This window comes from Cellulomonas wangleii, from assembly GCF_018388445.1.
Lineage (GTDB): Bacteria > Actinomycetota > Actinomycetes > Actinomycetales > Cellulomonadaceae > Cellulomonas > Cellulomonas wangleii.
This window is the reverse complement of sequence record NZ_CP074405.1, coordinates 2,090,976-2,117,230: the sequence shown is the minus strand read 5'-3', so window position 1 is coordinate 2,117,230 and position 26,255 is coordinate 2,090,976. Positions and strand designations below refer to the sequence as shown.

The 26,255-nt window shown below is 74.5% G+C and carries 28 protein-coding genes and 1 tRNA gene; 19 read left to right on the top strand and 10 right to left on the bottom strand.

Features of this window, described 5'->3' with window-relative positions; genetic code table 11:
- Positions 1–2: 2 nt before the first annotated feature.
- Together KG103_RS09765 and KG103_RS09760 are read left to right on the top strand one after the other, a co-directional pair.
- Positions 3–1,061, top strand: coding sequence for a hypothetical protein (locus tag KG103_RS09765; RefSeq protein WP_207342208.1), 1,059 nt, complete (start codon positions 3–5; stop codon positions 1,059–1,061).
- Between the two features lie 89 nt (positions 1,062–1,150).
- Positions 1,151–1,224 (top strand) — tRNA-Pro (locus KG103_RS09760).
- Positions 1,225–1,528: 304 nt separating this feature from the next.
- Here the strand turns inward: KG103_RS09760 and KG103_RS09755 are convergent.
- A complete protein-coding gene (locus tag KG103_RS09755; protein WP_207342209.1) occupies positions 1,529–2,431 on the bottom strand; it encodes a universal stress protein in 903 nt (300 codons plus the stop codon).
- A gap of 308 nt (positions 2,432–2,739) precedes the next feature.
- On the opposite strand from KG103_RS09755, the gene KG103_RS09750 reads away from it, so the two are divergent.
- The 3 genes from KG103_RS09750 to KG103_RS09740 all read left to right on the top strand — a co-directional run bounded on the left by KG103_RS09750 (position 2,740) and on the right by KG103_RS09740 (position 5,403).
- A complete protein-coding gene (locus KG103_RS09750; protein ID WP_207342210.1) occupies positions 2,740–3,522 on the top strand; it encodes a DUF899 family protein in 783 nt (260 codons plus the stop codon).
- A 93-nt stretch (positions 3,523–3,615) separates the two neighbouring features.
- On the top strand, positions 3,616–4,569 hold the full coding sequence (locus tag KG103_RS09745; RefSeq protein ID WP_207342211.1) for a manganese catalase family protein: 954 nt from the start codon (positions 3,616–3,618) through the stop codon (positions 4,567–4,569).
- 153 nt (positions 4,570–4,722) lie between these two features.
- Positions 4,723–5,403 carry a phosphoribosyltransferase gene (locus KG103_RS09740; RefSeq protein WP_207342212.1) on the top strand — a complete coding sequence of 227 codons (681 nt, stop codon included), beginning with the start codon at positions 4,723–4,725 and terminating at the stop codon, positions 5,401–5,403.
- A 46-nt stretch (positions 5,404–5,449) separates the two neighbouring features.
- Here the strand turns inward: KG103_RS09740 and KG103_RS09735 are convergent, their stop codons facing one another.
- The gene (locus KG103_RS09735; RefSeq protein ID WP_207342213.1) at positions 5,450–6,088 is read right to left on the bottom strand and encodes a DUF2231 domain-containing protein; all 639 of its coding nucleotides are present in this window, start codon (positions 6,086–6,088) and stop codon (positions 5,450–5,452) included.
- Positions 6,089–6,411: 323 nt separating this feature from the next.
- Here KG103_RS09735 and KG103_RS09730 point away from each other — a divergent pair, with 323 nt between their 5' ends.
- The 9 genes from KG103_RS09730 (at position 6,412) to KG103_RS09690 (ending at position 13,679) form a co-directional block, all read left to right on the top strand.
- Positions 6,412–7,158 carry a succinate dehydrogenase cytochrome b subunit gene (locus KG103_RS09730; RefSeq protein ID WP_207342214.1) on the top strand — a complete coding sequence of 249 codons (747 nt, stop codon included), beginning with the start codon at positions 6,412–6,414 and terminating at the stop codon, positions 7,156–7,158.
- A gap of 86 nt (positions 7,159–7,244) precedes the next feature.
- On the top strand, positions 7,245–9,236 hold the full coding sequence (locus KG103_RS09725; protein WP_207342290.1) for a fumarate reductase/succinate dehydrogenase flavoprotein subunit: 1,992 nt from the start codon (positions 7,245–7,247) through the stop codon (positions 9,234–9,236).
- A complete protein-coding gene (locus KG103_RS09720; protein WP_207342215.1) occupies positions 9,233–9,982 on the top strand; it encodes a succinate dehydrogenase/fumarate reductase iron-sulfur subunit in 750 nt (249 codons plus the stop codon). Before KG103_RS09725 ends, KG103_RS09720 begins: the two co-directional genes overlap by 4 nt.
- A gap of 51 nt (positions 9,983–10,033) precedes the next feature.
- Entirely contained in the window at positions 10,034–10,609 is a 576-nt protein-coding gene (locus KG103_RS09715; protein WP_207342216.1) for an MFS transporter, read from the top strand.
- A gap of 11 nt (positions 10,610–10,620) precedes the next feature.
- A complete protein-coding gene (locus KG103_RS09710; protein ID WP_207342217.1) occupies positions 10,621–11,355 on the top strand; it encodes an MFS transporter in 735 nt (244 codons plus the stop codon).
- The gene (locus KG103_RS09705; protein WP_207342218.1) at positions 11,352–12,188 is read left to right on the top strand and encodes an aldo/keto reductase; all 837 of its coding nucleotides are present in this window, start codon (positions 11,352–11,354) and stop codon (positions 12,186–12,188) included. Before KG103_RS09710 ends, KG103_RS09705 begins: the two co-directional genes overlap by 4 nt.
- A 71-nt stretch (positions 12,189–12,259) precedes the next feature.
- Positions 12,260–12,766 carry an RNA polymerase sigma factor gene (locus KG103_RS09700; protein WP_207342219.1) on the top strand — a complete coding sequence of 169 codons (507 nt, stop codon included), beginning with the start codon at positions 12,260–12,262 and terminating at the stop codon, positions 12,764–12,766.
- Complete coding sequence (locus KG103_RS09695) at positions 12,763–13,392, top strand: methylated-DNA--[protein]-cysteine S-methyltransferase (RefSeq protein WP_207342220.1); 630 nt, start codon at positions 12,763–12,765, stop codon at positions 13,390–13,392. The genes KG103_RS09700 and KG103_RS09695 overlap by 4 nt, the downstream gene beginning before the upstream one ends.
- An 11-nt stretch (positions 13,393–13,403) precedes the next feature.
- Positions 13,404–13,679, top strand: a complete 276-nt coding sequence (locus KG103_RS09690; protein ID WP_207342221.1) for a DUF2277 domain-containing protein — start codon at positions 13,404–13,406, stop codon at positions 13,677–13,679.
- Between the two features lie 41 nt (positions 13,680–13,720).
- Here KG103_RS09690 and KG103_RS09685 read toward each other — a convergent pair whose 3' ends face one another.
- On the bottom strand, positions 13,721–14,086 hold the full coding sequence (locus KG103_RS09685; RefSeq protein ID WP_249670533.1) for a hypothetical protein: 366 nt from the start codon (positions 14,084–14,086) through the stop codon (positions 13,721–13,723).
- A 4-nt stretch (positions 14,087–14,090) separates the two neighbouring features.
- A complete protein-coding gene (mqo, locus tag KG103_RS09680) occupies positions 14,091–15,578 on the bottom strand; it encodes a malate dehydrogenase (quinone) (protein ID WP_207342222.1) in 1,488 nt (495 codons plus the stop codon).
- 250 nt (positions 15,579–15,828) lie between these two features.
- Between mqo and KG103_RS09675 the strand changes: the two genes are divergently transcribed.
- Positions 15,829–16,041, top strand: coding sequence for a hypothetical protein (locus tag KG103_RS09675; protein ID WP_207342223.1), 213 nt, complete (start codon positions 15,829–15,831; stop codon positions 16,039–16,041).
- 80 nt (positions 16,042–16,121) lie between these two features.
- Here the strand turns inward: KG103_RS09675 and KG103_RS09670 are convergent, their stop codons facing one another.
- From KG103_RS09670 to ligD (KG103_RS09655), 4 genes are all read right to left on the bottom strand, one after another.
- Complete coding sequence (locus KG103_RS09670) at positions 16,122–17,228, bottom strand: App1 family protein (RefSeq protein WP_249670532.1); 1,107 nt, start codon at positions 17,226–17,228, stop codon at positions 16,122–16,124.
- Between the two features lie 83 nt (positions 17,229–17,311).
- Positions 17,312–17,890 (bottom strand): Dps family protein, encoded by a 579-nt coding sequence (locus tag KG103_RS09665; RefSeq protein WP_207342225.1) that lies wholly within the window; start codon positions 17,888–17,890, stop codon positions 17,312–17,314.
- Between the two features lie 108 nt (positions 17,891–17,998).
- The gene (gene ligD, locus KG103_RS09660) at positions 17,999–18,880 is read right to left on the bottom strand and encodes a non-homologous end-joining DNA ligase (protein ID WP_207342226.1); all 882 of its coding nucleotides are present in this window, start codon (positions 18,878–18,880) and stop codon (positions 17,999–18,001) included.
- Between the two features lie 34 nt (positions 18,881–18,914).
- Entirely contained in the window at positions 18,915–19,841 is a 927-nt protein-coding gene (gene ligD / locus KG103_RS09655) for a non-homologous end-joining DNA ligase (protein ID WP_207801546.1), read from the bottom strand.
- 98 nt (positions 19,842–19,939) lie between these two features.
- On the opposite strand from ligD (KG103_RS09655), the gene ku reads away from it, so the two are divergent.
- The 3 genes from ku to KG103_RS09640 all read left to right on the top strand — a co-directional run bounded on the left by ku (position 19,940) and on the right by KG103_RS09640 (position 22,464).
- Positions 19,940–21,010: a non-homologous end joining protein Ku gene (gene ku, locus KG103_RS09650; protein ID WP_207342228.1), complete on the top strand. Its 1,071-nt coding sequence runs from the start codon at positions 19,940–19,942 to the stop codon at positions 21,008–21,010.
- Entirely contained in the window at positions 21,007–22,044 is a 1,038-nt protein-coding gene (locus KG103_RS09645) for a PHP domain-containing protein (RefSeq protein WP_207342229.1), read from the top strand. The genes ku and KG103_RS09645 overlap by 4 nt, the downstream gene beginning before the upstream one ends.
- Positions 22,045–22,182: 138 nt before the next feature.
- A complete protein-coding gene (locus tag KG103_RS09640) occupies positions 22,183–22,464 on the top strand; it encodes an HU family DNA-binding protein (protein ID WP_207342230.1) in 282 nt (93 codons plus the stop codon).
- A 62-nt stretch (positions 22,465–22,526) separates the two neighbouring features.
- On the opposite strand, the gene KG103_RS09635 is transcribed toward KG103_RS09640, so the two are convergent.
- Positions 22,527–23,075, bottom strand: coding sequence for a DUF6328 family protein (locus KG103_RS09635; protein WP_256439574.1), 549 nt, complete (start codon positions 23,073–23,075; stop codon positions 22,527–22,529).
- A gap of 33 nt (positions 23,076–23,108) precedes the next feature.
- On the opposite strand from KG103_RS09635, the gene KG103_RS09630 reads away from it, so the two are divergent.
- Positions 23,109–24,236, top strand: a complete 1,128-nt coding sequence (locus KG103_RS09630; protein WP_207342231.1) for a threonine aldolase family protein — start codon at positions 23,109–23,111, stop codon at positions 24,234–24,236.
- A gap of 82 nt (positions 24,237–24,318) precedes the next feature.
- On the opposite strand, the gene KG103_RS09625 is transcribed toward KG103_RS09630, so the two are convergent.
- Entirely contained in the window at positions 24,319–26,127 is a 1,809-nt protein-coding gene (locus KG103_RS09625; protein WP_207342232.1) for a cellulase family glycosylhydrolase, read from the bottom strand.
- Positions 26,128–26,255 lie beyond the last annotated feature (128 nt).

Sequence of the window (26,255 nt, the reverse complement as noted above, 5' to 3'; positions counted from 1 at the left end):
CGGTGAGCGACCGGCAGGCCGACCGCCGCACCGGCACGGCGACGCACGTGCTGCTGCGGCTCGGCCTGCCGCGCGACCCCCGCGCCACCCGGCACCTCGGCACGTTCCTCGTGGCCACGGCCGCGACGGTGCTGGTCACGCGCGCGTTCCTGGCGGCCACCGGGTACCCGCAGCTCGGTGGCGACGGCCTGCACATCGCCCACGTCCTGTGGGGCGGTCTGCTGATGGCGGTCGCGTTCCTCATGCTGCTGTCGTTCGCGGGGCCGGTGCTGCGCCCGCTCGGCGCCCTCGTCGGCGGCATCGGGTTCGGGCTGTTCGTCGACGAGGTCGGCAAGTTCGTCACGTCGGACAACGACTACTTCTACGAGCCGACCGCGGCGATCATCTACGCCACCGTCGTGGGCCTGGGGATCGTGGCCGAGGCGCTGCACGGCCGGCGGCCGCCCGACCCGCGCGAGGCGCTGGCGGGCGCCGTCGACGAGGCGGTCGCGGGTGTGGTCGGGGGCTTCACCCCGGCCGCGCGGCACCGCGCCGAGGCTCGTCTGTCCGACGCCGGTGACGTGCCCGGTGCGCGGGAGACCCGTGCGCTGCTGCGCAGCATCGACGAGGACCACGCCGAGCTGCCCGACCCGGTCGACGCGGTCGCATCGGGCGTCGTGCGCGTGCTGCACACCTTGGTCCGTGCCCGGTTCGTGCCGTGGCTGGCGGTGCTGGCGCTGGTGGGCACCTCCGGCGTCACCGTGGCCGGTGCCGTGGCCCGGTGGTGGGGCGGGGATGACTCCCCGGGCTGGGTGGTGGCCGGCGCGCTGGTCGCCGGCGCCGTGAGCGTCGCGCTGTGCCTGGTGGGTCTGGCCCGCGTCGGGCGGGACGCCGTCGACGGGTACCAGTGGTTCCGGCGCGCCGTGCTCGTGAGCCTGCTGGTCACGCAGTTCTTCCTGTTCCGGCTGTCGCAGTGGGACGCGTCGTGGGGGCTGCTGGTCGACCTGCTGGTGCTCGGCGTGGTCGCGGCCGAGCTCGAGGTCCTGCGGCGGCGGCGCGAGGAGCGCGACCCCACGGCGTGAGCCCGCACGCCTCCGCACCCGGAGGCGACGGGTGGTCGGGACAGGGGCGTCACGTGCGGTAGGCTTTTCGAGGCTTCTGCGGGAGCCATCGGGCTGTGGCGCAGCTTGGTAGCGCACTTGACTGGGGGTCAAGGGGTCGCAGGTTCAAATCCTGTCAGCCCGACGTGGAGAACGGCGATCAGCGGCTGTTCCGGGAGACCGGGGCAGCCGCTGATCTGCGGGGGTGCCCGTGTCGGGCGAGCCGTTCGACTCACCGGTGGTCCGCGAGCGACAGCCCCCGCACCCGCTGAGAGGGAAGCCCCGACGAACGGGGGCCGCCTCGGCGTGGACGAGCCGCTCGCGCTGATCCACGTGCTCGACGAGAGCGTCGACCCCGACGAGATCCAGCACCTCGCGACGGCGGAGGCGCTGTTCCTGCAGCGGTACGCCGCCTCGGGCGACCGTCCGGCTGACCCGGGCCGACGGTCTCAGGCCTCCGCCCGGCCGACCAGCACGCTCGACGCGGCCGTGCGGAGCACGTCGTGGCTCACGGAGCCCAGGAGCATGCCGCGGAACGCGCCCAGCCCTCGGCACCCGACGACCACCAGGTCGCTGCCGACCGACCGGGCGGCGAGGGCGTGCGCAGGGCTGTCCTCGACCACCTCGACGTCGACCTGCAGACCGGGGTGCTCCTCCCGGAGGTCCTGCGCCAGCCGGGACGCCGCGTGGTGCGCGGCGCCGGCCTCGTCCGGGGGCAGCGGGACGGGCGCGTCATGGGTGCCGTACGGGTCCTCGACGGTCGGGCGTGCGTGCACCAGGACGAGCGGGACCTCGCGGGACGACGCGGCACGTGCGGCGGTCCGTGCCGCGGCGAGCGAGGTCGCGGAGCCGTCCACGCCGACGACCACCGGTCCGGCAGGTCCGTCCGCGGCGGCCTGGCGGACCACCGCGACCGGGACGGGTGCGTGCGCGGCCACGTGGCCCGCCACGCTGCTCAGCCGCGACCCGTCGGCCCGGCCGCTCGCGCCGATCACGAGCAGCTGGGCTCCCTCGGCGGCGGCGAGGATCGCCGGCACGGCCGCCCCCTGGACGGCGCGCGTGTCGACCCGCAGCCCGGGGTGCGCGGCGGTCGCACGTTCCCGCTGTGCATCGAGGTAGGCCTGCGCGTCGCGGTCCAGCCCCAGAGGGATGAAGGGCGCGTACCACCCCAGCGGCGAGACCTCGTACGGCTCCTGCCACGCGTGGACGAGCAGCACGTCCGCGCCGCGCCGCTCGGCCTCCTGCAGGCCCCACCGCAGCGTGTGCGCGCTGTGCGGCCCGCCGTCGAGAGCGATGACCACCGGTCCGTCCGCCACCATGACCGCCTCCTGCTCGAGTGGCCGAGAACGCATCCTTCTTCAGGTTACGCCCGTGGTGGTACGGGCGGTCATGACCTGGGACCTACCACCACGAACCGGTCCCGGAACGCGCCGGGTCCGCCCGTCGACGTCGCGGCCTTCCCGACGGTGCCGGTCGCCGACGGGGGAGCGGCGACCGCGGCGTCGGCGCGGTCCTGAGGTCGCCCCGGCCGCTGCGTGACGTCGAGCAGGTGGGCCAGGTCGTCAGGCGATGAGTTCACCACGTGCCGCCGGTCAGACCTGGTGACCGTCGACGGACGCCGGGCCCCGCTGCCCGGCACGGACAGCCCCGCGGAGACATCATGACAACGCTGAACGACGCACCCACCACCTCACGCCCGGGCCGGCCGCCTGTGGTCGACCGGGCCACGTGGCAGGCCGCGCGTGACGAGCTCCTGGTCCGCGAGAAGGCCCACACCCGCGCGGGCGACGCGCTCGCGGCGGACCGTCGACGGCTGCCGATGGTCGAGCTCGCCCCCGACGTCCAGGTCGTCGGACCCGGGGGTCCGGTGCCGTTCCGCGATCTCTTCCAGGGGCGCGACGAGCTCGTCGTCTACAAGCACATGTGGCACGACGGCGCGCCGCACCAGGGGCAGTGCGAGGGCTGCACGGTCACCGCGTGGCAGCAGAAGGACGCCGTCTACCTCAACGCCCGCGGGGTGTCGTTCGCGATCCTGACCACCGGCCCGTGGGACGAGGTCGCCCCGTACGTCGACTTCATGGGCTACACCCAGCCCTGGTACTCCGTGCGCGGACTGGACGAGCCCGTCGGCGGTGAGATGGGCCACCTCACGTGCTTCCTGCGCGACGGGGACCGGGTCTACCTGACGTACGACACGACGGGCCGCGGCACCGAGGTCGCCGACTCGTCGTTCGGGCTGCTCGACCTGACGCCCTACGGCCGTGGCGAGGCGTGGCAGGACAACCCCGACGGCTGGCCCGAGGGGAACGGTCCCTGCTGGTACTGGAGGGCCGACGCCGACGGCAACGCGGGGTGGGGGCCGACGACCCGGCCCGTGCCGCAGTGGACCCGTCCCGGCGCGACCGCGGTGGACACGCTCGGGCGGCACGGCCACCACCACTGACGTCCGACGGCGGCACGCGGGGCGGCCCAAGATGCCGAACCCGACAAAGGGGAAGAAGGTGGAGGCCCACCGGACCACAGGAAGAGGCTCGCCATGTACCTGCACGTCCAGCGCCTGATCAACGAGATCGTCCCCGACGAGCCGGACCCGGCCGCCGCCAACGCGCTCCAGGAGGGGCTCGGCGGACAGTTCGGCGAGATGCGGACGATGATGCAGTACCTGTTCCAGAGCATCAACTTCCGGGGCCCCTCCGGCAAGCCCTACCGCGACCTGCTGCAGGGCATCGGGACGGAGGAGATCAGCCACGTCGAGCTGATCGGGACGACCATCGCCCGGCTCCTGGACGGTTCGCCCCGGTACCAGGGCAAGAAGACCGACCCGCTCGACAAGCCCGGCGCCGACGGGGCCACGCCCCTGGGGATCGCGCTGGACGAGAGCAACATCCACCACTACCTCGTCGCGGCCCAGGGTGCGCTCCCGGTCGACGCGGCCGGCAACCCGTGGAGCGGGTCGTACGTCTACAACTCGGGCAACCTCGTGCTCGACCTGCTCTACAACCTCATGCTCGAGTCGACCGGCCGTCTGCAGAAGTGCCGGATCTACGAGATGACGGACAACAAGACCGCCAGGTCGACGATCTCGTACCTCATCGTCCGGGACCAGGCGCACGAGAACGCCTACGCCCGCGCGTTGGAGACCCTCGGCGTCGACTGGGGCAAGCTCCTGCCCATCCCCAAGACGAGCGCGGAGAAGTTCCCCGAGGTCAAGAAGCTCCTGGACCTCGGGCTCCAGAGCAAGCAGTACTCCTTCGACCTCACCGCGGCGTCGGAGGCGGGCAGGATCTTCCAGGGCATGTCGCCGTCGAACGACGGCACCCAGCTCGACGCCAGCGAGCAGGCGCCGGCCGGTGTGCCGATGACCATCGCCGAGGAGCGCTTCGAGGAGTTCGCGCCCGGCCTGGACCCCGAGCTCCTCGCGCTGATCCAGGCGACGGCCGACATCGAGATGGCCGAGGTCCAGCCGATCTACGGGCCGCTGCCCGCCTAGGGCACCCGGCACGCGGCACCCCCGGATCGTCGGGTCCCGAGGACCCGGGGGTGCCGACGACGGGCCCGAGACCGCCGGGCACGTCACGTGCGGGCGCGCACGTGACGTGCGCGGACGTCGCGGTGCTCCGGTGCGGCGTGGGGGAGTGGGTGCATGGCCGCGAGCACGAGACCGTACGCGGACCGGGCCGCGGCGGGGCAGGATCTCGCGGGGCACCTGGCGCACCTCGCGGGCGAGCGCGTCGTCGTGCTCGCGCTGCCCCGCGGCGGGGTCCCGGTCGCCGCGCCCGTCGCGCAGGCGCTCCGTGCGCCGCTCGACGTCGTCGTCGTCCGCAAGCTCGGCCTGCCCGGCCACCCCGAGGTGGCGATGGGTGCGATCGCCGGGATCGGTGACGACGTCGAGCTCGTCCACGAGCACCGGATCGAGGTGCGCGGGAACGTCACCGCCGAGGAGTTCCGCCACGTGCACCGTGCCGAGCTCGTCGAGCTGCGGCGTCGGGAGATCGCCTACCGCGGCACTCGTCGCCCACCGGGTGTGACCGGGCAGGTGGTCGTCCTCGTCGACGACGGCATCGCCACGGGGGCGACCGTCCGTGCCGCTGTCGCCGCGGTCCGCCGCCACGAACCAGAGCGCATCGTGGTCGCCGTCCCCGTGGGGCCCGCGGAGGCCGTGGCAGCGGTCGCCCAGACGGCCGACGACGTGGTCTGCGTGCGCCGGCCGCGGCGCTTCCGGGCGGTGGGGCAGGAGTACGTGGACTTCGCGCCGCCCTCGGACGACCAGGTGCGTGCTCTGCTCGCCGGCGCCGGGCCGGCGCGCCCCCGGCACGACGGCTGACGGAACCGGCGGCCCGGCGCCGGTACGGGCGCTCGCGGGCGCGCGGTCAGGCGTCCGGGGTCGTGCTGGGCGGTCCCGGGGCGGGCGCCACGTCCACCTCGTCCGCATCGGGCACCGTGCGGGTGGTCGCCGGCCCGCTGTGCCGGCGCGGCGGTGAGCCGAGGCGGAACGACATGTGACCACCCAGGTACCCGCCGGCCGAGACCACACCCGTCGCGAGCAGCGAGGCCGCCACACCGGCCGAGTGCGCCCCGCGGCGCCGCAGCACCCAGGACCCGGCGTACAGGCCGAGCGCCACGGAGTTGAGGGCGGCGTGCGCGGCCCCGACGCGCTGCGTGCGGCGGCCGGACACGGCCCAGTCGGCCAGCCCGGTGAGGGAGGTCGGCAGTGCGGCCAGGACGCCGAGCCCGAGCAGCCGTTCGGCATGGGGTCGGGCCGAGTCGCCCCCCACGAGGTCCAGCGTGGTGGCGGACATCCACAGGCCCAGCGGCAGGTCGGTCATCAGCGGGTGGAGCGCGTGCCCGAGGTCCCGACCGTGCAGCCGTGCAGCGAGCCCGGGTCGACCCTCCAGCGCGGCCGCGACGCGGGGCTGCCAGCGCTCGATGACGGCGTCGAACGCGTCCGAGCGCTCGAGGGCGCGGGTGGCGCGCAGCGCGGGGGACGTCCGGTCGTCGGTGTCGCTCATCGGGGGACCTCCGTGGGTGGTGACGGGTCTGCTCCGGTGGTCGTCGAGCATTGCACGACAGGGCGACGCCCGCCCGGGCAGCGTCGACGCCCGTCGGGCCGGGCCGTGACGGGCCCGGGGACGGGCCGGTGGGTGGGTCGAGAGGGCTGATAACGGAACCTGGCGCCCATGAAGGCACAGGAAGACGACAAAACCAGCCCGGAGTCCGAGAGGGGAGCCGTCCAGCGGGGGACTCCAGTCCCACCTCGGCTCCCGCGCGGGATGGAAGCCTCGAGGCGCTGGACGCCCGCACCGGCGGCGCGTCCGTGACACGGAGGTCAGCGGTGGCAGTACCGACCAGCACGCGTCCTGAGCCCGACCGCGTCCCCGCCGTCGCCCGGCCCGCCCCGAACCCGCCGGCGCGCCCGGCGACCTGGGTCCTCAAGGCGGTGATGGCCGTCACCGGCCTCGTGCTCGTGGTGTTCGCCGTCGTGCACCTCGTGGGGAACCTCAAGATCTTCCTCGGCCCCGAGCAGCTCGACGGCTACGCCCACTGGTTGCACGAGGACCTGCTGGCCCCGCTGGTGCCGCACGGCTGGTTCATCTGGATCTTCCGCGCCGTCATGGTGACGAGCCTCCTCGCGCACGTCGCGGCCGGCGTGGTGCTGCGGCGCCGGGCACGCACCGCCCGTGGGCCGCACCGCCGCCAGGGGCTGAGGGGACTGCGTGGGTTCCAGGCGCGCAGCATGCTCGTCACGGGCGCGGTCCTGCTCTTCTTCATCGTGTTCCACGTCCTCGACATCACGACGGGCACACGTCCCGCCGCGACCGACGAGTTCGTCGCCGGGCAGGCGTACGCGAACATCGTCGCGTCCTTCCAGCGGCCGGCCGTCGCCGCGTTCTACGTCCTGGCGATCGGGACCCTCACGCTGCACCTTGCGCACGGGCTGTGGAGCGTGGTGAACGACCTCGGGGCCACGGGACGCAGGCTGCGCGCCACGGGCGCGGCGCTCGCCGGCGGCGTGGGCCTGCTGATCCTCGTGGGCAACCTGATCATCCCGGTCGCGGTCCTGACGGGGCTCGTGGCATGAGCGGCACCGACACACCCCGCACCGACACACCCGGCACCGACGCGATGGGCACCGACATGACCGGCAGCGACATGACCGGCAGCGACATGACCGGCCAGGCCACGGACGGTGCGGCACCGACGCTCACCCCCGAGGACGTGCGCCGGGTCGGTGGGCAGCTCGACGGCCGCGTGCCCGAGGTGCCGGCCGAGCAGGCGTGGGACGACCGCCGGCTGCGCTACGACCTCGTCGCGCCCGCCAACCGCCGCAAGTTCACGGTGATCGTCGTCGGCACGGGCCTCGCCGGCTCGGGCGCGGCGGCCGCGCTCGGCGAGCTCGGGTACCAGGTGGAGTGCTTCACGATCCACGACGCACCACGGCGTGCGCACTCCGTCGCCGCGCAGGGGGGCATCAACGCCGCCCGCGCGCGCAAGGTCGACAACGACTCGGTGCACCGGTTCGTCAAGGACACCGTCAAGGGCGGCGACTTCCGCGGCCGCGAGGCGGACGCGTACCGGCTCGCGCAGGAGTCGGTCCGCGTCATCGACCACATGAACGCGATCGGTGCGCCGTTCGCCCGCGAGTACGGCGGCCGGCTGGCGACGCGGTCGTTCGGCGGCGTGCAGGTCTCCCGGACCTACTACACCCGTGGCCAGACCGGCCAGCAGCTGCAGGTGGCCGGCGCCAACGCGCTCCTGCGTCAGGTGGCCCGGGGGACCGTCACCCTCCACACACGCCAGGAGATGCTCGACCTGATCGTCGCCGACGGGCGCGCCCAGGGCATCGTCGTCCGGGACCTCGTCACGGGGGAGGTGCGGGCCGTGACCGCGCACGCGGTCGTCCTGGCGACCGGTGGCTACGGCAACATCTACTGCAAGTCGACGCTCGCCAAGAACTCGAACGCCACGGCCGCCTGGCGCGCCCACCGACGCGGCGCCCACTTCGCGAACCCCGCCTTCATCCAGTTCCACCCCACCGCCCTGCCGCTGATGAGCGAGTGGCAGTCCAAGACGATCCTGATGTCGGAGTCGCTGCGCAACGACGGGCGGATCTGGGTGCCCGCACGCGCGGGCGACGACCGCGCCCCGGCGGACATCCCCGAGGACGAGCGGGACTACTACCTCGAGCGGCGCTACCCCACGTACGGGAACCTCACGCCCCGGGACGTCGCGTCGCGTGCAGCCCGTGAGCGGATCGACGCGGGCCACGGCGTGGGGCCGCTGAGGAACGCGGTGTACCTCGACTTCGCGGACGCCGTGGCACGGCTCGGGCGCGACACCGTGGTGTCGCGGTACTCGAACCTCTTCCACATGTACGAGCAGGCCACGGGCGACGACCCGCTGCGCACACCGATGCGGATCGCGCCGGGTGCGCACTTCGCGATGGGCGGGCTGTGGTCGGACTACGACCTGATGACGTCGGTCCCCGGGCTGTTCGTCGGGGGTGAGGTCGGCTGGGGCTACCACGGCGCCAACCGGCTGGGCGCCAACTCGCTGCTCTCGGCGTGCGTCGACGGCTGGTTCACCCTGCCGTACGCGGTGCCGGGCTACCTGGCGCCCCTGCTGGGGTCGGACGTGCTGGCGCCGGACCACGAGGCGGTCGTGAACGCGCTCGAGGCGGTGCGCGCCCGGACGCAGCGGCTGCTGAAGAACGACGGCACGCAGGGTCCCGACCGGTTCCACCGCCGTCTGGGGGAGATCCTCTACCGCTGTGCCGGGGTCACCCGGACCCCCGAGGGTCTGGCCCAGGGCATCGCCGAGATCCGGGCGCTGCGCGAGGAGTTCTGGCGCGACGTCCGCGTGCTCGGCGAGGGGTCGGCCCTCAACCAGGAGCTCGAGCGCGCGGGGCGCGTCGCGGACTACCTGGAGATGGCCGAGCTGCTGTGCGTCGACGGGCTGGACCGTGACGAGAGCTGCGGCGCCCACTTCCGCGCCGACCACCAGACGCCCGACGGCGAGGCGCTGCGCGACGACACCACGTGGTGCCGGGTCTCCGCGTGGGAGTCCCCGGCCACCGACGCCCCCGACCAGCGGTTCGTGCGGCACGACGAACCACTGACGTTCCAGGCCGTGCCGCTGCAGACGAGGAACTACGCGTGAAGCTCACCCTGGACGTCTGGCGCCAGCCCGACGCGGCATCGCCCGGTGCGTTCGAGACCTACGTCGTCACCGACGCGACCCCCGAGATGACCCTGCTCGAGCTGCTGGACCGGCTGAACGACCAGCTCGTGGTCGAGGGCCGCGAGCCGGTCGCGTTCGAGTCCGACTGCCGCGAGGGCATCTGCGGGTGCTGCGGCGTGAACGTGGACGGCCGGCCGCACGGCCCGGAGGGCAACACGCCGTCCTGCGAGCAGCACGTGCGGTCCTTCGCGGACGGCGACCGCGTCGTGATCGAGCCGTTGCGCTCGGCCGCGTTCCCGGTCGTCAAGGACCTCGTGGTCGACCGGTCGGCGCTGGACCGGGTGATCCAGGCGGGCGGCCACGTCGCGGTGGACGCGGGTACCGCACCGGACGCGGACGCGACCACCATCGACCACCAGACCGCGGAGATGGCACTGGACTTCGCCGCGTGCATCGGGTGCGGGGCGTGCGTCGCGGCCTGCCCCAACGGCTCCGCGTCCCTGTTCACCGGCGCCAAGCTCACCCACCTGGCAGCCCTGCCGCAGACGCGTGCCGAGCGGGGTCGCCGGGCCGTGGCGATGGTGGACCAGATGGAGCACGACTTCGGGCCGTGCTCGACGTACGGCGAGTGCGCGCTGGTCTGCCCGGCGGGCATCCCGCTGAGCGCGATCGCGGCGGTGGGCAAGGAGCGGATGCGGGCGTTCCTGCGGGGTCGCGCGACCTGAGACCGGGGGAGTGCGCTCGGCGTGGCAGCACGGCGCCGCTAGTGTCGTGCCGTGACCCCGTCCGACGGCCCGCCGGCGCCCAGCACCGCGCGGCCCGGTCCGGGCGGTGGTGACCTCGTCGACGTGCCGCGCCTGCGTCGGCGCACCCTGACCGTCCTGGTGGCCGCGCAGGTCTGCGGCGGGCTCGCCGCCGGGTCGGCCGTGTCGGTCGGCTCGTTGCTCGCGGTCGCGCTGTCGGGGTCGTCGACGTGGGCGGGCGGGGTGACGACCGCGACGACGCTCGGCGCGGCGCTCGCGTCGCTGGGCCTCGCGCGCCTGGCGACGGCCCGGGGGCGGCGTGCGGCGCTGTCGACCGGCCTGGCGCTGGCGGCGCTCGGGGCGACGCTCGTCGTCGTGTCCGTCGTCCTGTCCGCGTTCGCGCTCCTGCTGGTGGGCAGCGTCCTGCTGGGGGTCGGGGCCGCCGTGAACCTGCAGTCGCGCTTCGCGGCGACGGACCTCTCGACGCCCGCGACGCGCGGCCGCGACCTGTCGCTGGTCGTGTGGACCAGCACGGTCGGCGCGGTCGTGGGCCCCAACCTCGTGCACCTCGACGGTGCCGTCGGTCGGCTCACCGGCTGCCGCCGCTGACCGGTGTCTTCGTGCTGGCCGGGCTCGGCATGCTCGTCGCGCTGCTCGTCGTCCAGGTGGGGATGCGGCCCGACCCGCTGGACGTCGCGGGGCGGGCCGAGGGGACGGTGCGCCGGCACGTGCCGGTGCGGGTCGCCGGTGCCACGCTGCGCCGCCACCCCCGGGCCCTCGCCGGCGTCCTGGGCGTGGTCGTCGCCCACGCCGTGATGGTCGCGGTGATGTCGATGACGCCCGTCCACCTCGCGGAGCACGGCGGGTCGGTCGAGCTCGTCGGCCTGACGGTGAGCCTGCACCTGGCCGCGATGTTCGCGCTCGCGCCGGTCATGGGCACGCTGGTCGACCGTGCCGGTGCGCAGCCCGTGCTCCTCGCCGGTCTGGTGGTCCTCGTGGTGGCCACGGCGGTCTGCGGCCTGGCGGGAGGGGACGCCCTGGGCGTGACGGTCGGGCTCGTGCTGCTCGGCCTGGGCTGGTCGGCCGCGACGGTGGCGGGCTCGGCGGCGGTCGCCGCGGACGTGACGGGCGTCGAGCGCGTCGCCGTCCAGGGGCTGTCCGACGCCGCCATGTCGTTCGCCGGAGCCGTCGGCGGTGCCCTCGCCGGTGTGTGGCTGGACCTGGTCGGGTACGGCGGGCTGAGCGCGGTGTCGGGGGTCGTCGCGACGTTCGGCGTGCTCGTGGTGCTCGCCCCGCACCGTGGCGGGCGGTCCCCGCGCGCGGATGCGGACACCGGTGCGAGGGTGACCCCATGACCTCTCCCACCATCCCCCTGAACAACGGCATCGCGATCCCGCAGGTCGGTTTCGGCACCTTCCAGGTCAAGGCCGAGGAGACGCAGCGCACCGTCGAGGACGCGCTCGAGGCCGGGTACCGCCACATCGACACGGCGGCCGGCTACTACAACGAGGCGGGCGTCGGCGCCGCGGTGCGGGCGTGCGGCCTGCCGCGCGACGAGGTGTTCGTGACGACGAAGCTGCGCAACGGCGACCAGGGCTACGAGCAGGCCCTGCGCGCGTTCGAGGACAGCCGCCGTGCGCTCGGCCTGGACGTCGTCGACCTGTACCTCATCCACTGGCCGGTGCCCAGCAAGGACCTGTACGTCGAGACGTGGCGGGCCTTCGAGAAGCTGCTCGCGGACGGTGCCGTCCGGGCGATCGGCGTCTCGAACTTCCTGCCCGAGCACCTCGAGCGGCTGCTGCGCGAGACGGACGTCGTGCCCGCCGTCAACCAGGTGGAGGTGCATCCGACCTTCCAGCAGCGCGCGACGCAGGACGCCTCCACGCAGCACGGCGTCGCCGTCGAGGCGTACTCGCCGCTGGGACAGGGCAAGGACCTCCAGGCCGACGCCGTGACGTCGGTGGCGGAGCGGCTCGGCGTCACCACGGGCCAGGTGGCCCTGCGCTGGCACGTGCAGGCAGGACGCATCGTCATCCCCAAGTCGGTCACGCCCGAGCGGATCCGCTCCAACCTCGACCTGTTCTCCTTCGACCTCACGGACGAGGACGTCGCGGCCATCGACGCGCTGGACAGCGAGGAGCGCATCGGCGCCGACCCGGCCACCGCCGCCTTCACCCAGATGCGCTGACCTGCACGCGCTGACCCGCGCCCCGCCGGACCTCACGTCACGGCGGGGCGCGGCGTCTGCACACTGTGGGGATGACCGGACCGTTCGAGGACGTGGTGCGCGCGCACGGGGGCACCGTGCTGCGCGTGTGCCGCGCGGTGCTCGGGCCTGGCGACGCCGACGACGCGTGGTCCGAGACGTTCCTCTCCGCGCTGCGCGCCTGGCCGGCCCTCCCACCCGACGCGAACGCCGAGGCGTGGCTCGTGACGGTGGCGCGGCGCAAGGCGATCGACGAGCTGCGCCGCCGTGCCCGGCACGCGACGCCCGCCGCCGAACCGGGCGCGCTGGGCGGCGACCCGCTGGTCGCACCCACGCCGCTGCCCGGCGACCGTGACCTCGACCTGTGGCGCGCGGTCGGCGCGCTGCCCGCCAAGCAGCGGCGCGCCGTGGTGCTGCACCACCTGGGCGGGCTCCCGTACGCCGACGTCGCGGCGCTCGTGGGTGGCAGCGCCGCCGCGGCCCGGCGTGCCGGCGCCGACGGCGTGGCCGCGTTGCGCCGCACGTACGGCACGACCATCGACGACGGGGGCCAGCCATGACGACCGACCGGACGACACGCGCCGGTGAGGAGCAGGCCACGCTGCGCCGCCTGCACGCCCGACTCGTCGCCGAGGCGCAGGCCGACGGGTTGCTCGACGTCACCTACCGCGTGGTGGACTCGCCGGTGGGCCGCCTGCTGGTCGCGGCGGGGGAGACCGGGGTGCTCCGGGTCGCGTTCGAGGTGCAGGGCCACGCCGCGGCGCTCGACGACCTGGCCGCCCGCGTGGGCCCGCGGGTCCTGGAGGGCGGCGCCCGGCTGGACCCGGTGCTGCGCGAGCTCGACGAGTACTTCGCCGGCCGGCGTCGCACGTTCGACGTGCCGGTGGACCTGCGGCTCACGCGGGGGTTCCGCCGTGACGTCGTGGCGGCTCTGACCGCCGTGCCGTACGGCGCGACCGCGTCCTACCGGCAGGTCGCCACGGCGACGGGCCGGCCCGCCGCGGTGCGCGCGGTCGGTACGGCGTGCGCGCTCAACCCGGTGCCGCTGCTGCTGCCGTGCCACCGGGTGGTGCGCTCCGACGGGTCGCCCGGCCGCTACGCCGGGGGCGAGGCGGCCAAGCGCACGCTGATCGGCCTGGAGCGGGCGGGCGCCGACCCTCTCGCCACGGGACCCGCCGAGGCGTAGGTTCGGCAGGCATGTGCCGGAACATCACGACGTTGCGCGGCCTGGAGCCGCACGCCACGGACGCGGAGATCGAGGCGGCCGCCCTGCAGTACGTGCGGAAGGTGACCGGCGTGCAGCAGCTCTCCGACGCCACCCGCGGGCCGGTCGAGGCGGCGGTCGCGCAGATCGCGCACATCACCGCCCACCTGCTCGACGAGCTGCCCGAGCGCCGCCGGCCTCCGGCGACGGTGCCGCCGCTGCGCCGCCCCGAGGTGCAGGCGCGCATCGCGGCGCGCCAGGGGGGCTGAGGCCGGCCGCGACGTCCGCACGAGGCCGCAGGGTGCGCCGGTCAGTCGTCCGTGCTGCCCGGCGTCGGCACCAGGCGGGGGATGCCCGCCGGGGCGACGGCGGACAGGGCGAGGAACCGCGCCTCGGCGCGGTGCAGGCGGATGTGCTCGTCGAGCGACCACCCGGGACCGTTCGTCAGCGTCATGCCGCAGGCGCACCCGATGGTCACGGCGCCGTCCTCGTCCACGACGACCTGACCCACCGTCGTGTGGTCGGTGAACGCCCGCACCTTGGCGTGGCGCATCGGCGCGCTGACGGGCTCCGGCAGCGTCTCCTGCGGGTCGGTCGTCCGCTCGCCGTCGGTCAGGTCGTCGGCGGGACGACCGAGGTCGGGAACGTCGGGGCCGGGAAGGGCGTGGTCGGGCACGGACTCAGTGTCCGCCCGTGAGCGTCCCGTCGTCCACGAGCTGACGCTCCATCGCCGCGTCCCACTCGCCGCCGCCCAGGCTGGGCATCAGCTGCTGCAGCTGCGGACGCCAGGCGTCGGCACGCTCGGGGAAGCACCGGTCGAGCAGGTCCAGCATGGTCGCCACCGCGGTCGACGCGCCGGGGGACGCGCCCAGCAGACCGGCGATCGAGCCGTCGGCCGACGCCACGAGCTCGGTCCCGAACTCCAGCACACCACCGCCCTTGCCGCGCTTGATGACCTGGACGCGCTGGCCCGCCGTCACCAGCTCCCAGTCCCGCGGGTCGGCGGTCGGCATGTACGCGCGCAGCGTGCGCAGCCGCGCGGTGTCGCCGGCGGTGACCTCGCGGATCAGGTACGTGAGCAGGTCGACGTTGCGCAGGCCGACAGCGATCATCGGCACCAGGTTGGTGGGTCGCACCGAGCGCAGCAGGTCGGTCCAGGAGCCGCGCTTGAGGAACTTCATGCTCCAGCCGGCGTACGGGCCGAACATCAGCGCGCGGCGCCCGTCGACGACGCGCGCGTCCAGGTGCGGGACCGACATGGGCGGCGCACCGATCGCGGCCTTGCCGTAGACCTTCGCGCGGTGCTGGTCCACCACGTGCGGTGCGGTGGTCCGCAGGAACTGCCCGCTGATCGGGAAGCCCGCGTACCCGCGGATCTCCTTGATGCGGCTGCGCTGCAGCAGGTGCAGCGCACCGCCGCCCGCGCCGACGAAGACGAACCGGGCGGTGAGCGTGCGCGGCGGACGACCGTTCCAGCGCCGGTCCGCCACGGTGACCCGCCAGCGCCCGTCGCGCAGGCGCTTGAGCCGCGTGACCTCGCTGCTCGTGTGCAGGGTGGCCCCGCGCCGGACCGCGTCGGCGAGCATGGCGCGCGTCAGCGACCCGAAGTCGACGTCCGTGCCCCAGGCGGCGCGCGTGGCGGCGACGGGCTCGTCGTCCGCCCGGTCGGCCATCAGCAGGGGCGCCCACCGGGCGATGACGGCCGGGTCGGTCGTGAACTCCAGGTCGGCGAACAGCCGGTGCGCGCGCAGCGCCTCCCAGCGGCGGCGCAGGAACTCGACGTCCTGCGCCCCGCGGACGAACGTCAGGTGCGGGGTCGTGGTGACGGCGTCCTCGCCGCCGGGCAGCCGGCCCGCGGCGGCCAGGTGGTGCCACAGCTCGCGCGACAGCTCGTACTGCTCGTTGATCGTGACGGCCTTGGTCACGTCGACCGTGCCGTCGGCGCGCTGGGGCGTGTAGTTCAGCTCGCACAGCGCGGCGTGGCCGGTGCCCGCGTTGTTCCACGCGTTCGAGCTCTCGAGCGCGGGGGAGTCCAGCCGCTCGTGCACCTCGATGCGCCAGCCGGGCTCCAGCGTGCTCAGCAGCGACGCGAGCGTCGCGCTCATGATGCCGCCGCCCACCAGCAGGACGTCGACGTCGGCCGCGGTCTCGTGCTCTCCAGGTGCCACGCCGCGATGCTAGGTCGACGTCGAGAGACCTCCCAGCACAAGTCATGTGATGTTTGTCTCGTGGGACTTTCGTCACATGCGCGCCGCTGACCTGCGGCGCAGTCGCTGTCGGCCGACACGGGGACGTCGGACGCGACGCCCCGACCCCGGTCGTGCCCGACGAGGGCGACACGCCGCGCGGACGCCCGACACGCGCACGCCGCGCGCCGAGCGGGTGCGCGACCCGCCCGGCGCGCGGTAGAACCGGTGCATGAGCTCGAACCGCGCGCGCGACCTGACGTCCGACCCCGCAGCCCACGGCCTGGCCGACCAGCCCCTCACCCAGGCGGACCTGGACGCGGCCGACGCCCGCACGGGGGGCGACCCCGCGCGGGCCCCGCGCTCGCTGCGCGCCGCCGAGCTCGAGCCCGACGACGAGGCGATCGCCTCGAGCGACGACTGGGACGACCCCGAGCGGCTCTGAGGTCCGCGCCGGCGCCGGCATCGACCGCCGGCGTCCCCGCCGGGATCGCCGGCGGCAGGCGCCGGCGATCCCGGCGGAGGTCAGCGCGCGAGCCCGGCCTCGCGCGCCCGCTGCAGCAGCTGCTCCCCGTCCTCGCCCGTGAGGACGTCGAGACCGGGTTCCTCGTCCGCCCGCTCCTCGGACTCCTCCTGCTCGGGGGTTGCGACGGGCATGCCGTGCGAGAGCACGTGCTCACCGGGCGTCAGCTGGCGGATGAGGACGGCCTCGACCCGGTCCGGGTGGTGCTCCACGGCCCCGGCGTAGATCTGCGGGTCGTGCTGCCCGTCGTCGCCGACGAGCACCCACCGCACCTGCGGCAGGTCGGTGAACAGGCGGCGCAGCTCGGCCACCTTGTGCCGCGGGCCGCTGCGGAAGAGCCCGGTGTTGGTCGGTCCCCAGTCCGTCAGCAGCAGCGGCCCGGCCGGGTAGTCGTGGCGCCGCAGGAACCGGCCGATCGCCGGTGCCGCGTTCCACGCCCCGGTGGACAGGTACACGACAGGGGCCCCGGGGTGGTCGGCCCGCAGGGCGTGGTACAGGCGTGACATGCCGGGGACGGCCTCGCGCGCGTTCTCGTGCCGCACGAAGACGTTCCACGCGGCGACCAGGGGACGCGGCAGGCGCGTGACCATGACGGTGTCGTCGATGTCGCTGACGATGCCGACCGTCGGCTCCGGGCCCACCACCACGACGCGCGCCGTGGTCCGGGCGTCGTCCACCGACGTGAGCGTGATGTCGTGCCAGCCGGGCGGGAGGTCGGCGTCGACCATGGCGTCGACGTACCCGCCGCGGTCCGTGGTCAGCCGGTGCTTGCGGCCCCCCACCTCGACCTCGACCGGCGCGCCGGCCACGGGTGCGGTGAAGAACGAGCGCCACCCGCGGACGGTCGGTGCGGGCCGCTCACCGGTCTGGGCGCCGCCACCGGCGTCCGGCAGGTCGCGCTGGCGCACGGTGGGGGAGGCCAGCAGGGTGCGGGCGAGCACCCGCACCTTGCCGCCGGAGCCGTACCCGGCGTACCCGACGACGCGGACCGTCCAGCCGCGCCGCCGCAGCACGCGGGCGAGCACGGCGTCGAACCGGTCCTCGAAGCGGGCCGCCACGTGCAGCCGCTGGACCGGGCTGCCGTCGGGGTTCTCGAGCCGGGGCGTCACGCGTCCTGCGCGCAGCCCGTCGTCCTCCTGGCCACCCGGACCGGCGGGTGCGGCAGGCGCGGACGCCGCGGCGTGCCGGGGCGTCACTGGGCGCTGTCGGAGGTCGTGGCGGACTTCGCGGCCGCGGCGGCGCCCTTCTCGGTCGACGCGCCGGCCGTCGACAGGGCACCACCGGAGGACTCGAGGTGGGCGCGGACGAACCAGTGGAACAGCTCGAGCTCGCTCAGGTGCCCGACCAGCAGGTCGTTGGTGACGGTGTCCAGCTCCTCGGTGTCCGCCGCCGCCCTGCGGTGGTCCGTGATGACCCCGACGTACACCGCGTCCAGCGCGCCGAGGTGCTCGGTCGTGCTCGCACGGCCGATCGCGTAGTCGTCCCAGGTGCGCGCGGCGACCAGGGCGCCCGGTGTGCCGACAGGCGCCACGCCGAGCGTCGCGATGCGCTCGGCCGTCGCGTCGACCATCAGCCGGACGGCGTCGACCTGGGGGTCGAGCATCTCGTGCACCGCGATGAAGTGCGGGCCGACGACGTTCCAGTGGACGTGCTTGAGCGTCAGCGCCAGGTCGTTCAGCGCGTGGAGCCGTTCCTGCAGGATCGCGGCCACCCTCGCGCCGTCCTCCGGCGTCAGCGACGGGACGGTGTACTTCGGGAGATCGCGGGACATGGCACTCCTTCGCAGACGCACCGGGCCCGTCCGGCCCGGGGTGACGTCCACGCTGCCAGGACGCGCGACCCCCCGCCATCGGAGCCGGTGGGCGGGTGTGCGTCCTGGTCAGGGGTCGAAGGGGTCGCCGTCGCGCGCGAGGCGGTCGGCCGCCTCGTCGGCCGTGAGCTGCCGCAGGCCGGGACCGATCTCGTCCCAGTCGCGTGGCGCCGCGACCGTGGGTCGGTCCCGGCCACGCAGCGACCACGGCGTGATCGTCGTCTTGGCCGGGTGGTTCTGCGACCAGTCCAGGAGAACCTTCCCACCGCGCAGGTCCTTGCGCTGCACCGCCACCACGAGGTCCGGGTGCTCGCCCGCGAGCGCGTGGGCCAGGTCGTGCGCGAGCTCGCGCACCTCGGTCGCGGGACGGGGCCGGGGCAGCGGCGCGTAGAGCTGCAGCCCTTTGGACCCGGAGGTGACGGGCACCGTGCGTGACAGGCCCTGGGTGCGCAGCCGCTCGGCCACGAGGTGCGCGACGCGGGCGCACTCGTCGAGGCCGGCTCCGGGGCCGGGGTCGAGGTCCACGACCAGGCGGTCGGCGCCCCGCAGGCCCCCGCGCGGTCCCACGGTCCACTGCGGGGTGTGCAGCTCGAGCGCGCCGGAGTTGGCGGCCCACATGAGCCCGGCCAGGTCGTCGATGAACGGCAGGTCGAGGGTCGTGCCCTCGTCGTCCGTGCCGGGGGACGCGGGCAGACGCTGGTGGCGCAGCCAGGGCGGGGCGCCGCGGGGGACGTTCTTCTCGAAGAACTTCTCGCCGCCGACGCCCTCGGGCCACCGGATGCGCGTGACGGGCCGGTCCCGCAGCTGACGCAGGATCGCCGCCTCGACGCGCACGAGGTAGTCCATGACCTCGGCCTTGGTGGTGCCCGTGGCGGGGTAGAGGGCCCGGTCGAGGTGGGTCAGGCGGACGGGTCGGCCGCCGACGTCCACGGTGCGGCGCTCTGCGCTCATGCGGTCGGCGTCTCCTCGGTCCTCGGGGCTGTTCTCAGGGCTGCTCCCACGGGTCGGCCGTGGTGTCGGTCCGCACCCCGCGGACGACCGGCTGGCGGAGGCGTCCGGTCGGCGTGCGACCCAGGTAGAGGATGTCGGTGACGACCACCGGGTCGCACCAGATCGTGCCGCGGGCGTCGACGGCGGGCACGTCGTCAGCGAACGGGCTGGTGGCGCGTTCGAGGGGGGCGAGCCGCTCGCGCATGGCGCGCGCGGCGGGTCCGGCGAGACCGGAGCCGGCACGGCAGAGGTAGCGCAGGGCGCCGGTGGCGTCCGGGGCACCCAGCAGCACCGCGCCGAGGCGTCCCGTCCCGGTCGACTCCGGGCGCCAGCCGCCGACGAGTGCCGTGCGGGTGCGCCGGTGCGCGGACTTCACCCAGTCGGGCGACCGCCGCCCGGGTCGGTAGGTGGAGCCCGTGCGCTTGGCGACGACGCCCTCGAGCCCGTGGGCGGCGGTGACCTGCCAGAGGTCGTCCCCGTCGTCGTACCAGGGGGAGACCTGGACGTGCTCCGGCAGGGGCAGGCTCTCGAGGACGGCGCGCCGCGCGGTGAGGGGCAGGGGAGCGAGGTCGCGGCCGTCGTGGCGCAGGACGTCGAACACGAGGTAGGTGACGGGCCGGGCCGCGGCCAGGGCCTCGGCGCGCCGGACGTCGCGCACGTGCATGCGCTCGGCGAGCGCCGGGAACGACGGCCGGCCCGCGTCCATGAGCACGACCTCCCCGTCCAGCAGGACGTCGCCCAGGTCGGCCAGGTCGCGCAGCTCGGGGTACGCCGGGGTGACGTCGCGCTCGTTGCGGCTGGCCAGCCGCACGGTGCCGTCGCGCACGTCCGCCAGGACACGGACGCCGTCCCACTTGACCTCGTAGACCCAGTCGCGCCCGTGCGGCAGGGCGGCCGGTGCGGGCGCAGGGGTGGCGAGCATGGGCTCCACGGGTCCATCCTGCCCGTGGACGGCGCAGCGGTCGCGTGGGGCGGCCCGTGGGGGAGCGGTGCTGTCGTCACGACGAGGGAGGACGTGCCGTGCGGGCGATCTGGAAGGGCGCCGTGGCCTTCGGCCTGGTGAACGTGCCGGTGCGGCTCTACGCCGCGACGGGGGAGCACGAGGTCCGGCTGCACCAGGTGCACCGCGAGGACGGTGGCCGCATCCGGTACCGCAAGGTCTGCAGCGTCGACGGCGAGGCCGTGGAGTGGTCGGACATCGCGAAGGGCTACGAGACGGAGGACGGTGAGCTCGTGGTCCTCACGGACGAGGACTTCGAGCAGCTGCCCCTGGCCACCGAGCGCGAGATCGAGGTGCTCGAGTTCGTGCCGGCCGACCAGGTCGACCCGATCATGCTGCAGAAGACGTACTACCTGGAGCCGGACCGCACGGCCGCCAAGCCGTACGCGCTGCTGCGCGGTGCGCTGGAGGAGACGGACCGGGTGGCGGTGGTGAAGGTCGCGATCCGGCAGCGGGAGTCGATGGCGGTGCTGCGGGTGCGGGACAAGGTCATCGTGCTGCAGACGCTGCTGTGGCCCGACGAGGTGCGGGAGGCCGACTTCCCGGTGCTCGACGACGACGTCACGGTGCGCCCGCAGGAGCTGACGATGGCGTCCTCGCTGGTGGAGTCCCTCGCGGGGGACTTCGACCCCTCGCAGTACGAGGACGCGTACGTGGCGGCGCTCGAGCAGCTGATCGCGACCAAGGTGTCGTCGGGCGACACGCAGGTCCGGCCTGCCCCGCCCGAGGAGGAGTCGAGCGAGGGCGGTGGCGAGGTCGTCGACCTGCTCGCGGCCCTGCAGCGCTCCGTCCAGAAGGCGCGCGCGGCCCGGGGCGAGGACGCCGACGACGCCCCCGCCGAGAAGGAGAAGCCCGCGGCCCGCACGCGCGCGACCTCCGGCACGCGCTCGCGCACGACGAAGGACACCGCCGGCGAGGCGTCCCCGGACAAGGACACGAAGGGTCGTGGCCGCAAGGGCGGCACGGCGACGAGCGGCAAGGGTGACGAGGCGACGAGCGGCACGGGCGTCAAGCGCCGGTCCGCGGCGACCAAGGAAGGGGCCGACGAGCAGGCCGCGCCGCGGCGGCGGGCGCGCAGCAAGGCCTCGTGAGCGCGCAGGACGACCAGGATCGGGCCGTCGCGGCGCTGCGTCGCATCGCCTTCCTGCTCGAGCGCGAGCAGGCGGGCCGGTACCGGTCGGAGGCGTACCGCGCGGCAGCCCGCACGGTGGAGCGGCAGGACCCGGCGCGCCTGGCGGCCCTCGCCGCGGCCGGGTCCCTCACGGACCTGCCCGCCGTCGGCAGCAGCACCGCCGGGGTGGTGTCACGGGCGATGGCCGGACGTGCCGTGCCAGCGCTCGACGAGCTGGAGGCCCGCGCGGCCGAGCAGGACGCGGGCCTCTCGCCGGAGGGCGCAGCCCTGCACGCCGCGCTGCGTGGCGACCTGCACACCCACACGGACGCCAGCGACGGGTCGGCCCCCCTGCAGGAGATGGTGCTGGCTGCCGTCGGGCTCGGACGCGACTACCTGGCCGTCACGGACCACTCGCCCCGGCTCACGGTCGCGCACGGGCTGTCCGCCGCGCGGCTGCGCGCCCAGCTGGACCAGATCGCCGCCCTACGCCCGGCGGTCGCCCCCTTCGAGGTGCTCAGCGGCATCGAGGTGGACGTCCTCGAGGACGGCACGCTCGACCAGGACCCCGACCTGCTCGACGAGCTCGACGTCGTCGTGGCGTCCGTCCACTCGAAGCTGCGCATGGACCGGGCGGCGATGACACGCCGCATGATCACCGCGGTGCGCGACCCGCGCACCGACGTGCTCGGGCACTGCACCGGCCGGCAGGTGGGTGCCAAGCACCGGCCGCCGAGCGACTTCGACGCCCGCGCCGTCTTCGACGCGTGCGCCGAGCACGGCGTGGCGGTCGAGATCAACTGCCGCCCGGACCGGCTGGACCCGCCGCACGAGCTGCTGCAGGTCGCGGTCGACGCCGGGTGCGACGTCACGATCGACTCCGACGCGCACGCGCCCGGCCAGCTCGACTGGTTGCGGGTGGGCTGCGAGCGCGCGGCGGCCCACGGGATCGGCCCCGAACGGGTCGTCACCACCCGTCCGGCGCACGAGGTGCGGCAGCGTGCACGACGCTGAGCGCCGATACCGGCCGCGTCGGCGGGCTGTGCACGGGTGACGCGGCTAGGGTCGGTGGCCGTGCGCACGCTCGACGTGCCGCACCGTCCCGGCCCGTACCCGGCCGGGGAGCGAACCGAGTACCGAGGAGCACACTCCGTGAGCGTCAACCGCACCGAGCTCGTCCAGGCCGTCGCCGCGAAGGCCGGGCTCACCAACGCCGACACCGACAAGGCGCTCAAGGCCCTGCAGGAGGTCGTCGTCGAGCAGCTCGCCGCCGGCGGCGGCGTGTCCATCCCGGGCTTCCTCGCGATCGCGCGCGCCGACCGTGCCGCGCGCACGGGCGTCAACCCGCAGACCGGCGAGAAGCTGGAGATCCCGGCGGGCCACCGCGTGAAGATCACGGCCGGCAGCGCCCTCAAGCGCGCCGTCCAGGACTGAGTGACGAACGGCCCCGGACCGCACCGATCGGGCGCGGTCCGGGGCCGTCGTCGTCCCCGCGGTCAGGTCGTGCTCGGCTCCGCACGGCGCGCGATGAGCCGGGGCAGCACCAGCCAGGCGAGCACGATGACGAGCAGCAGCCCGCCGCTGACGACCCGCCCCGCCGTCCGCGACAGCACGACGTCGAACAGCAGCATGGTCGCTCCCGACAGCACCAGTGCGAGCGCCGCCAGCCCGGCCCGGGCGAACCAGTGCGCGGCGTCCACCAGCTGCGGCTTGAGCCGACGGCGGAAGAGCAGCCGGTGCAGGCTGACCGGCGCGACGATCAGCACGGTGGCCAGCGCCGCGAGCACGACGAGCACCAGGTAGACGTCGCGCTGGTAGTCGTCGAGGTCCCCGAACCGGGACTGGAAGGGCAGCGTCAGCAGGAACCCCGTGAGGATCTGCGTACCGGTCTGCGTGACGCGCAGCTCCTGCAGCAGCTCGTCCCAGTTGCGGTCCATCCGCTCGATGTACGTCTCGTCGCGTCCGTCCGGCCCGGTGCCGCGGTCGTCCGCGGTGTCCGTGCCTCGGGCGTCGGCGGAGCGGGCGTCGCTGCCGGTGCGTGCCATGCGGGCTCCTCTGGTGGGTGGGCTGCACGGATCATGCCGGTCCGGGGACGGTCGTGCACGCCCGGGCGCGGCACTGTCCGGAGAGTCGGGGACACTGGGGGCGTGAACGATCCGCACGCGCCCGGCACCCGACACTTCGCCTCCGACAACTACGCCGGCGTGCACCCCGAGGTGCTGGCGGCCGTCGCGGCCGCCAACGTCGGGCACACGCCCGCCTACGGGGACGACCCGTGGACCGAGCGCCTGCAGGAGGTGGTGCGCGCGCACCTCGGCGACGCGGCCGTCGCCTACCCGGTGCTCAACGGCACCGGCGCCAACGTGGTGGCGCTGCAGGCGATGCTGCCCCGCTGGGGCGCCGTGGTGTGCGCCGAGACCGCGCACGTCAACACCGACGAGAACGGCGCGCCCGAGCGTGTCGGCGGACTGAAGCTGCTGACGGTGCCGACGCCGGACGGTCGCCTCACGCCCGACCTGGTGGCGCGCCAGGCCTGGGGGTTCGGCGACGTGCACCGCGCGCAGCCCGGGGTCGTCTCCCTCACGCAGGCCACCGAGCTGGGCACCGTGTACACGCCGGACGCGGTGCGTGAGCTGTGCGACCAGGCCCACGCCCTGGGCATGCGGGTGCACGTGGACGGGTCCCGGATCGCCAACGCGGCGGCGCACCTGGGGCTGCCGCTGCGTGCTCTGACCACCGACTGCGGTGTCGACGTGCTGTCCCTCGGTGGCACCAAGAACGGGCTGCTGCTCGGCGAGGCCGTGGTCGTCCTCGACCCCGGCGCCGTCGACGGCGTGGAGTACCTGCGCAAGGCAGGGATGCAGCTCGCCTCGAAGATGCGGTTCGTCTCCGCGCAGCTGGTCGCGCTCTACGAGGGCGACCTGTGGCTGCGCTCCGCGCAGCGTGCCAACGCGATGGCGGCCCGCCTGCGCGCCGGGCTCGACGCGCTCGGGCTGGACATCACCCTGCCGACCGAGGCCAACGGGGTGTTCGTGCGGCTGCCGCGGCCGGTGGCGGCCGCCCTGCGGCGCACGTGGCGGTTCTACGACTGGGACGTCGCCGACGGCACGGTGCGCCTCATGTGCGCGTTCGACACCACGGAGCAGGACGTCGACGACCTCCTCGCCGCGCTGGGCGAGGCGCTGGGAGGCACCGCGGCGTCGTGACACGCGGTCGGCTGCCGCACCCGGGGTGCGGCAGTCGACCGGGGTCATCGGTGCACGGGACGCACCGACGTGCCGGGCAGGCTCAGCCGACCGTGCACCGGGCACCGTTCAGCGCGAAGCCCGTCGGCGTGCCGGGGGTGCCGCCGTGCGAGGCGTTGAAGCCGATCTCCGCCGTCCCACCGGCTGCGAGCGCGCCGTTCCAGGCGGCGTTGGTCACCGTGACCGTGGTGCCCGACTGCGACCAGGTGCCGCCCCAGCCCTGCGTGACGGTCACGCCCGCCGGGGCGGTGAAGGTCAGCGTCCACCCCGACAGGGTGCTGCCGGTGCTGGTCAGCCGCACGGCGCCCGACAGGCCCGTGCTCCACGAGCTCGCGCTGTAGGTCACCGTGCACGCCCCGGTCGGCTGGGTCGTCGGGGTGGCCGACGGACCGGGGGTGGCCGACGGACCGGGGGTGACCGACGCGGACGGCGTCGGCGTGACGCTCGGGGTCGGCGTCGGGCTGACCGTCGGGGTCGGCGTGGGGCTGACCGTCGGCGTGGACGTGGGCGTGATCACCGGCGTCGACCCGGTCCCGGTGGCCTGCGACAGGGAGATGCCGGTCGTGCTGCCGGCGCCGCCGAGCGGGACGTCGTGGTCGAGCCCGACGAACTTGCCGTCCTGCTGCCACAGCGCCGGCTCCAGCAGCGCGTACTTCTCCTCGTCCCAGGTCTCCCAGTCGTACCCGAGCAGGCCCCCGGTGTCCCCGGAGTTCGGGTTCAGCACCCAGAAGGTGTGGCTCAGGCGCCGGTCCACGATGAGGTCACGCAGCGCGAGCATCCACTTCTCGTTCTTCCCGCCGTCCATGAAGCCACCCCACTCGCCGATGAGCAGCGGCGCGATGTCCTCCTTGTGCAGGTACAGCCAGTTGGGGTCCCACACGTCGCGCTCGAGGCTGGCACGGTCGAAGTCGCCCGTGAACCACGGCTGCTCGTACACGAGCGGTCCGTAGTCGTGCGGGGAGTACACGAGCTGGTCCTGGTTCGCGCCCAGGTCGATGGGGAAGTCGCGCACGCCGCGCAGGTTGCCGCCCCACCACGTGCCGTAGTAGTCCGTCAGGCCCTTCGAGGTCCAGGACACCCCGGGCTTGGGGTAGATCTCGATCCCCTCGACGAAGACCAGCCAGTTCGGGTTGATCGCGAGCACCTTGCGCGACGCGGTCTCGGCGAAGTGCTTGAAGTTGTCCTTGTCGGTCGAGCCGTCCCACTTGGCGCGCTCGGTGTCGCCCTGGGTGCCGTGCGGCTCGTTCTTGATGTCCGCACCGATGATCGTGTCGTCGTTGTTCCAGCGGGTCGCGGCCCACTCCCAGCCCTCGTACACCTTCTCGGTGGTGATGTCGCCCTTCCACCACGTGGGGTAGACGTGCCCGGAGTTGTCGGCCTCGGCGCTGTGCACGTCGAGGAAGACCTTGATGCCGTACTCCTCGCACATGTCGAGCCACTTCTCGAAGACCTGCAGGCTGTTGAGGCCGGCGAGCTCCGGGTTGGCGAACTCGTTGACGTTCGGCTTGGTGAAGGTGCCGGCCTTCCACTCCAGCAGCAGCTGGGTGGAGATGGGCACACGGACGACGTTGAGGCCCCGGGCTGCGATGTCGCGCGTCAGGGTCCGCATGTTCGCCGACCACAGTCCGTGGAAGACGCGTTCGGTGGCGTTGAACCCGAACCAGTTGACGCCGGTGAGCCACACCTCCTTGCCGGAGGCGTCGACGATCGTGTTGCCCTGCACGTGCAGCCAGTCGGCGGTCGGTGCCGCCTGCGCCGGTGCCGCGGACAGGGCGAGCGGGAGGGTGAGGGCGCCGGCGGCGACGAGGCTGCCGAGCGCGGTGCGCAGGCGGCGCACGCGGGAGGTGGACACGGTTCTCCTGGGGAGTGCGCGAGGGGAGCGGTGCGGGAGTGCGGGGGCGGTGGCCCCTCGCCGCCGAAGGGGCCCTCCCGGACTGGTCCGGGAGGGCCCCTTCGTCATGTCGGGCGCGTGCGCGCCCG

Coding starts and splice junctions, on each gene's coding strand:
- KG103_RS09755 (WP_207342209.1), bottom strand. CDS start 2,431: ATGCGTTCTCGGCCACTCGAGCAGGAGGCGGTCATGGTGGCGGACGGA.
- KG103_RS09750 (WP_207342210.1), top strand. CDS start 2,740: ATGACAACGCTGAACGACGCACCCACCACCTCACGCCCGGGCCGGCCG.
- KG103_RS09745 (WP_207342211.1), top strand. CDS start 3,616: ATGTACCTGCACGTCCAGCGCCTGATCAACGAGATCGTCCCCGACGAG.
- KG103_RS09740 (WP_207342212.1), top strand. CDS start 4,723: ATGGCCGCGAGCACGAGACCGTACGCGGACCGGGCCGCGGCGGGGCAG.
- KG103_RS09735 (WP_207342213.1), bottom strand. CDS start 6,088: ATGAGCGACACCGACGACCGGACGTCCCCCGCGCTGCGCGCCACCCGC.
- KG103_RS09725 (WP_207342290.1), top strand. CDS start 7,245: ATGACCGGCCAGGCCACGGACGGTGCGGCACCGACGCTCACCCCCGAG.
- KG103_RS09705 (WP_207342218.1), top strand. CDS start 11,352: ATGACCTCTCCCACCATCCCCCTGAACAACGGCATCGCGATCCCGCAG.
- KG103_RS09700 (WP_207342219.1), top strand. CDS start 12,260: ATGACCGGACCGTTCGAGGACGTGGTGCGCGCGCACGGGGGCACCGTG.
- KG103_RS09695 (WP_207342220.1), top strand. CDS start 12,763: ATGACGACCGACCGGACGACACGCGCCGGTGAGGAGCAGGCCACGCTG.
- KG103_RS09690 (WP_207342221.1), top strand. CDS start 13,404: ATGTGCCGGAACATCACGACGTTGCGCGGCCTGGAGCCGCACGCCACG.
- KG103_RS09675 (WP_207342223.1), top strand. CDS start 15,829: ATGAGCTCGAACCGCGCGCGCGACCTGACGTCCGACCCCGCAGCCCAC.
- KG103_RS09665 (WP_207342225.1), bottom strand. CDS start 17,890: ATGTCCCGCGATCTCCCGAAGTACACCGTCCCGTCGCTGACGCCGGAG.
- ligD (WP_207342226.1), bottom strand. CDS start 18,880: ATGAGCGCAGAGCGCCGCACCGTGGACGTCGGCGGCCGACCCGTCCGC.
- ligD (WP_207801546.1), bottom strand. CDS start 19,841: ATGCTCGCCACCCCTGCGCCCGCACCGGCCGCCCTGCCGCACGGGCGC.
- KG103_RS09635 (WP_256439574.1), bottom strand. CDS start 23,075: ATGGCACGCACCGGCAGCGACGCCCGCTCCGCCGACGCCCGAGGCACG.
- KG103_RS09630 (WP_207342231.1), top strand. CDS start 23,109: ATGCCGGTCCGGGGACGGTCGTGCACGCCCGGGCGCGGCACTGTCCGG.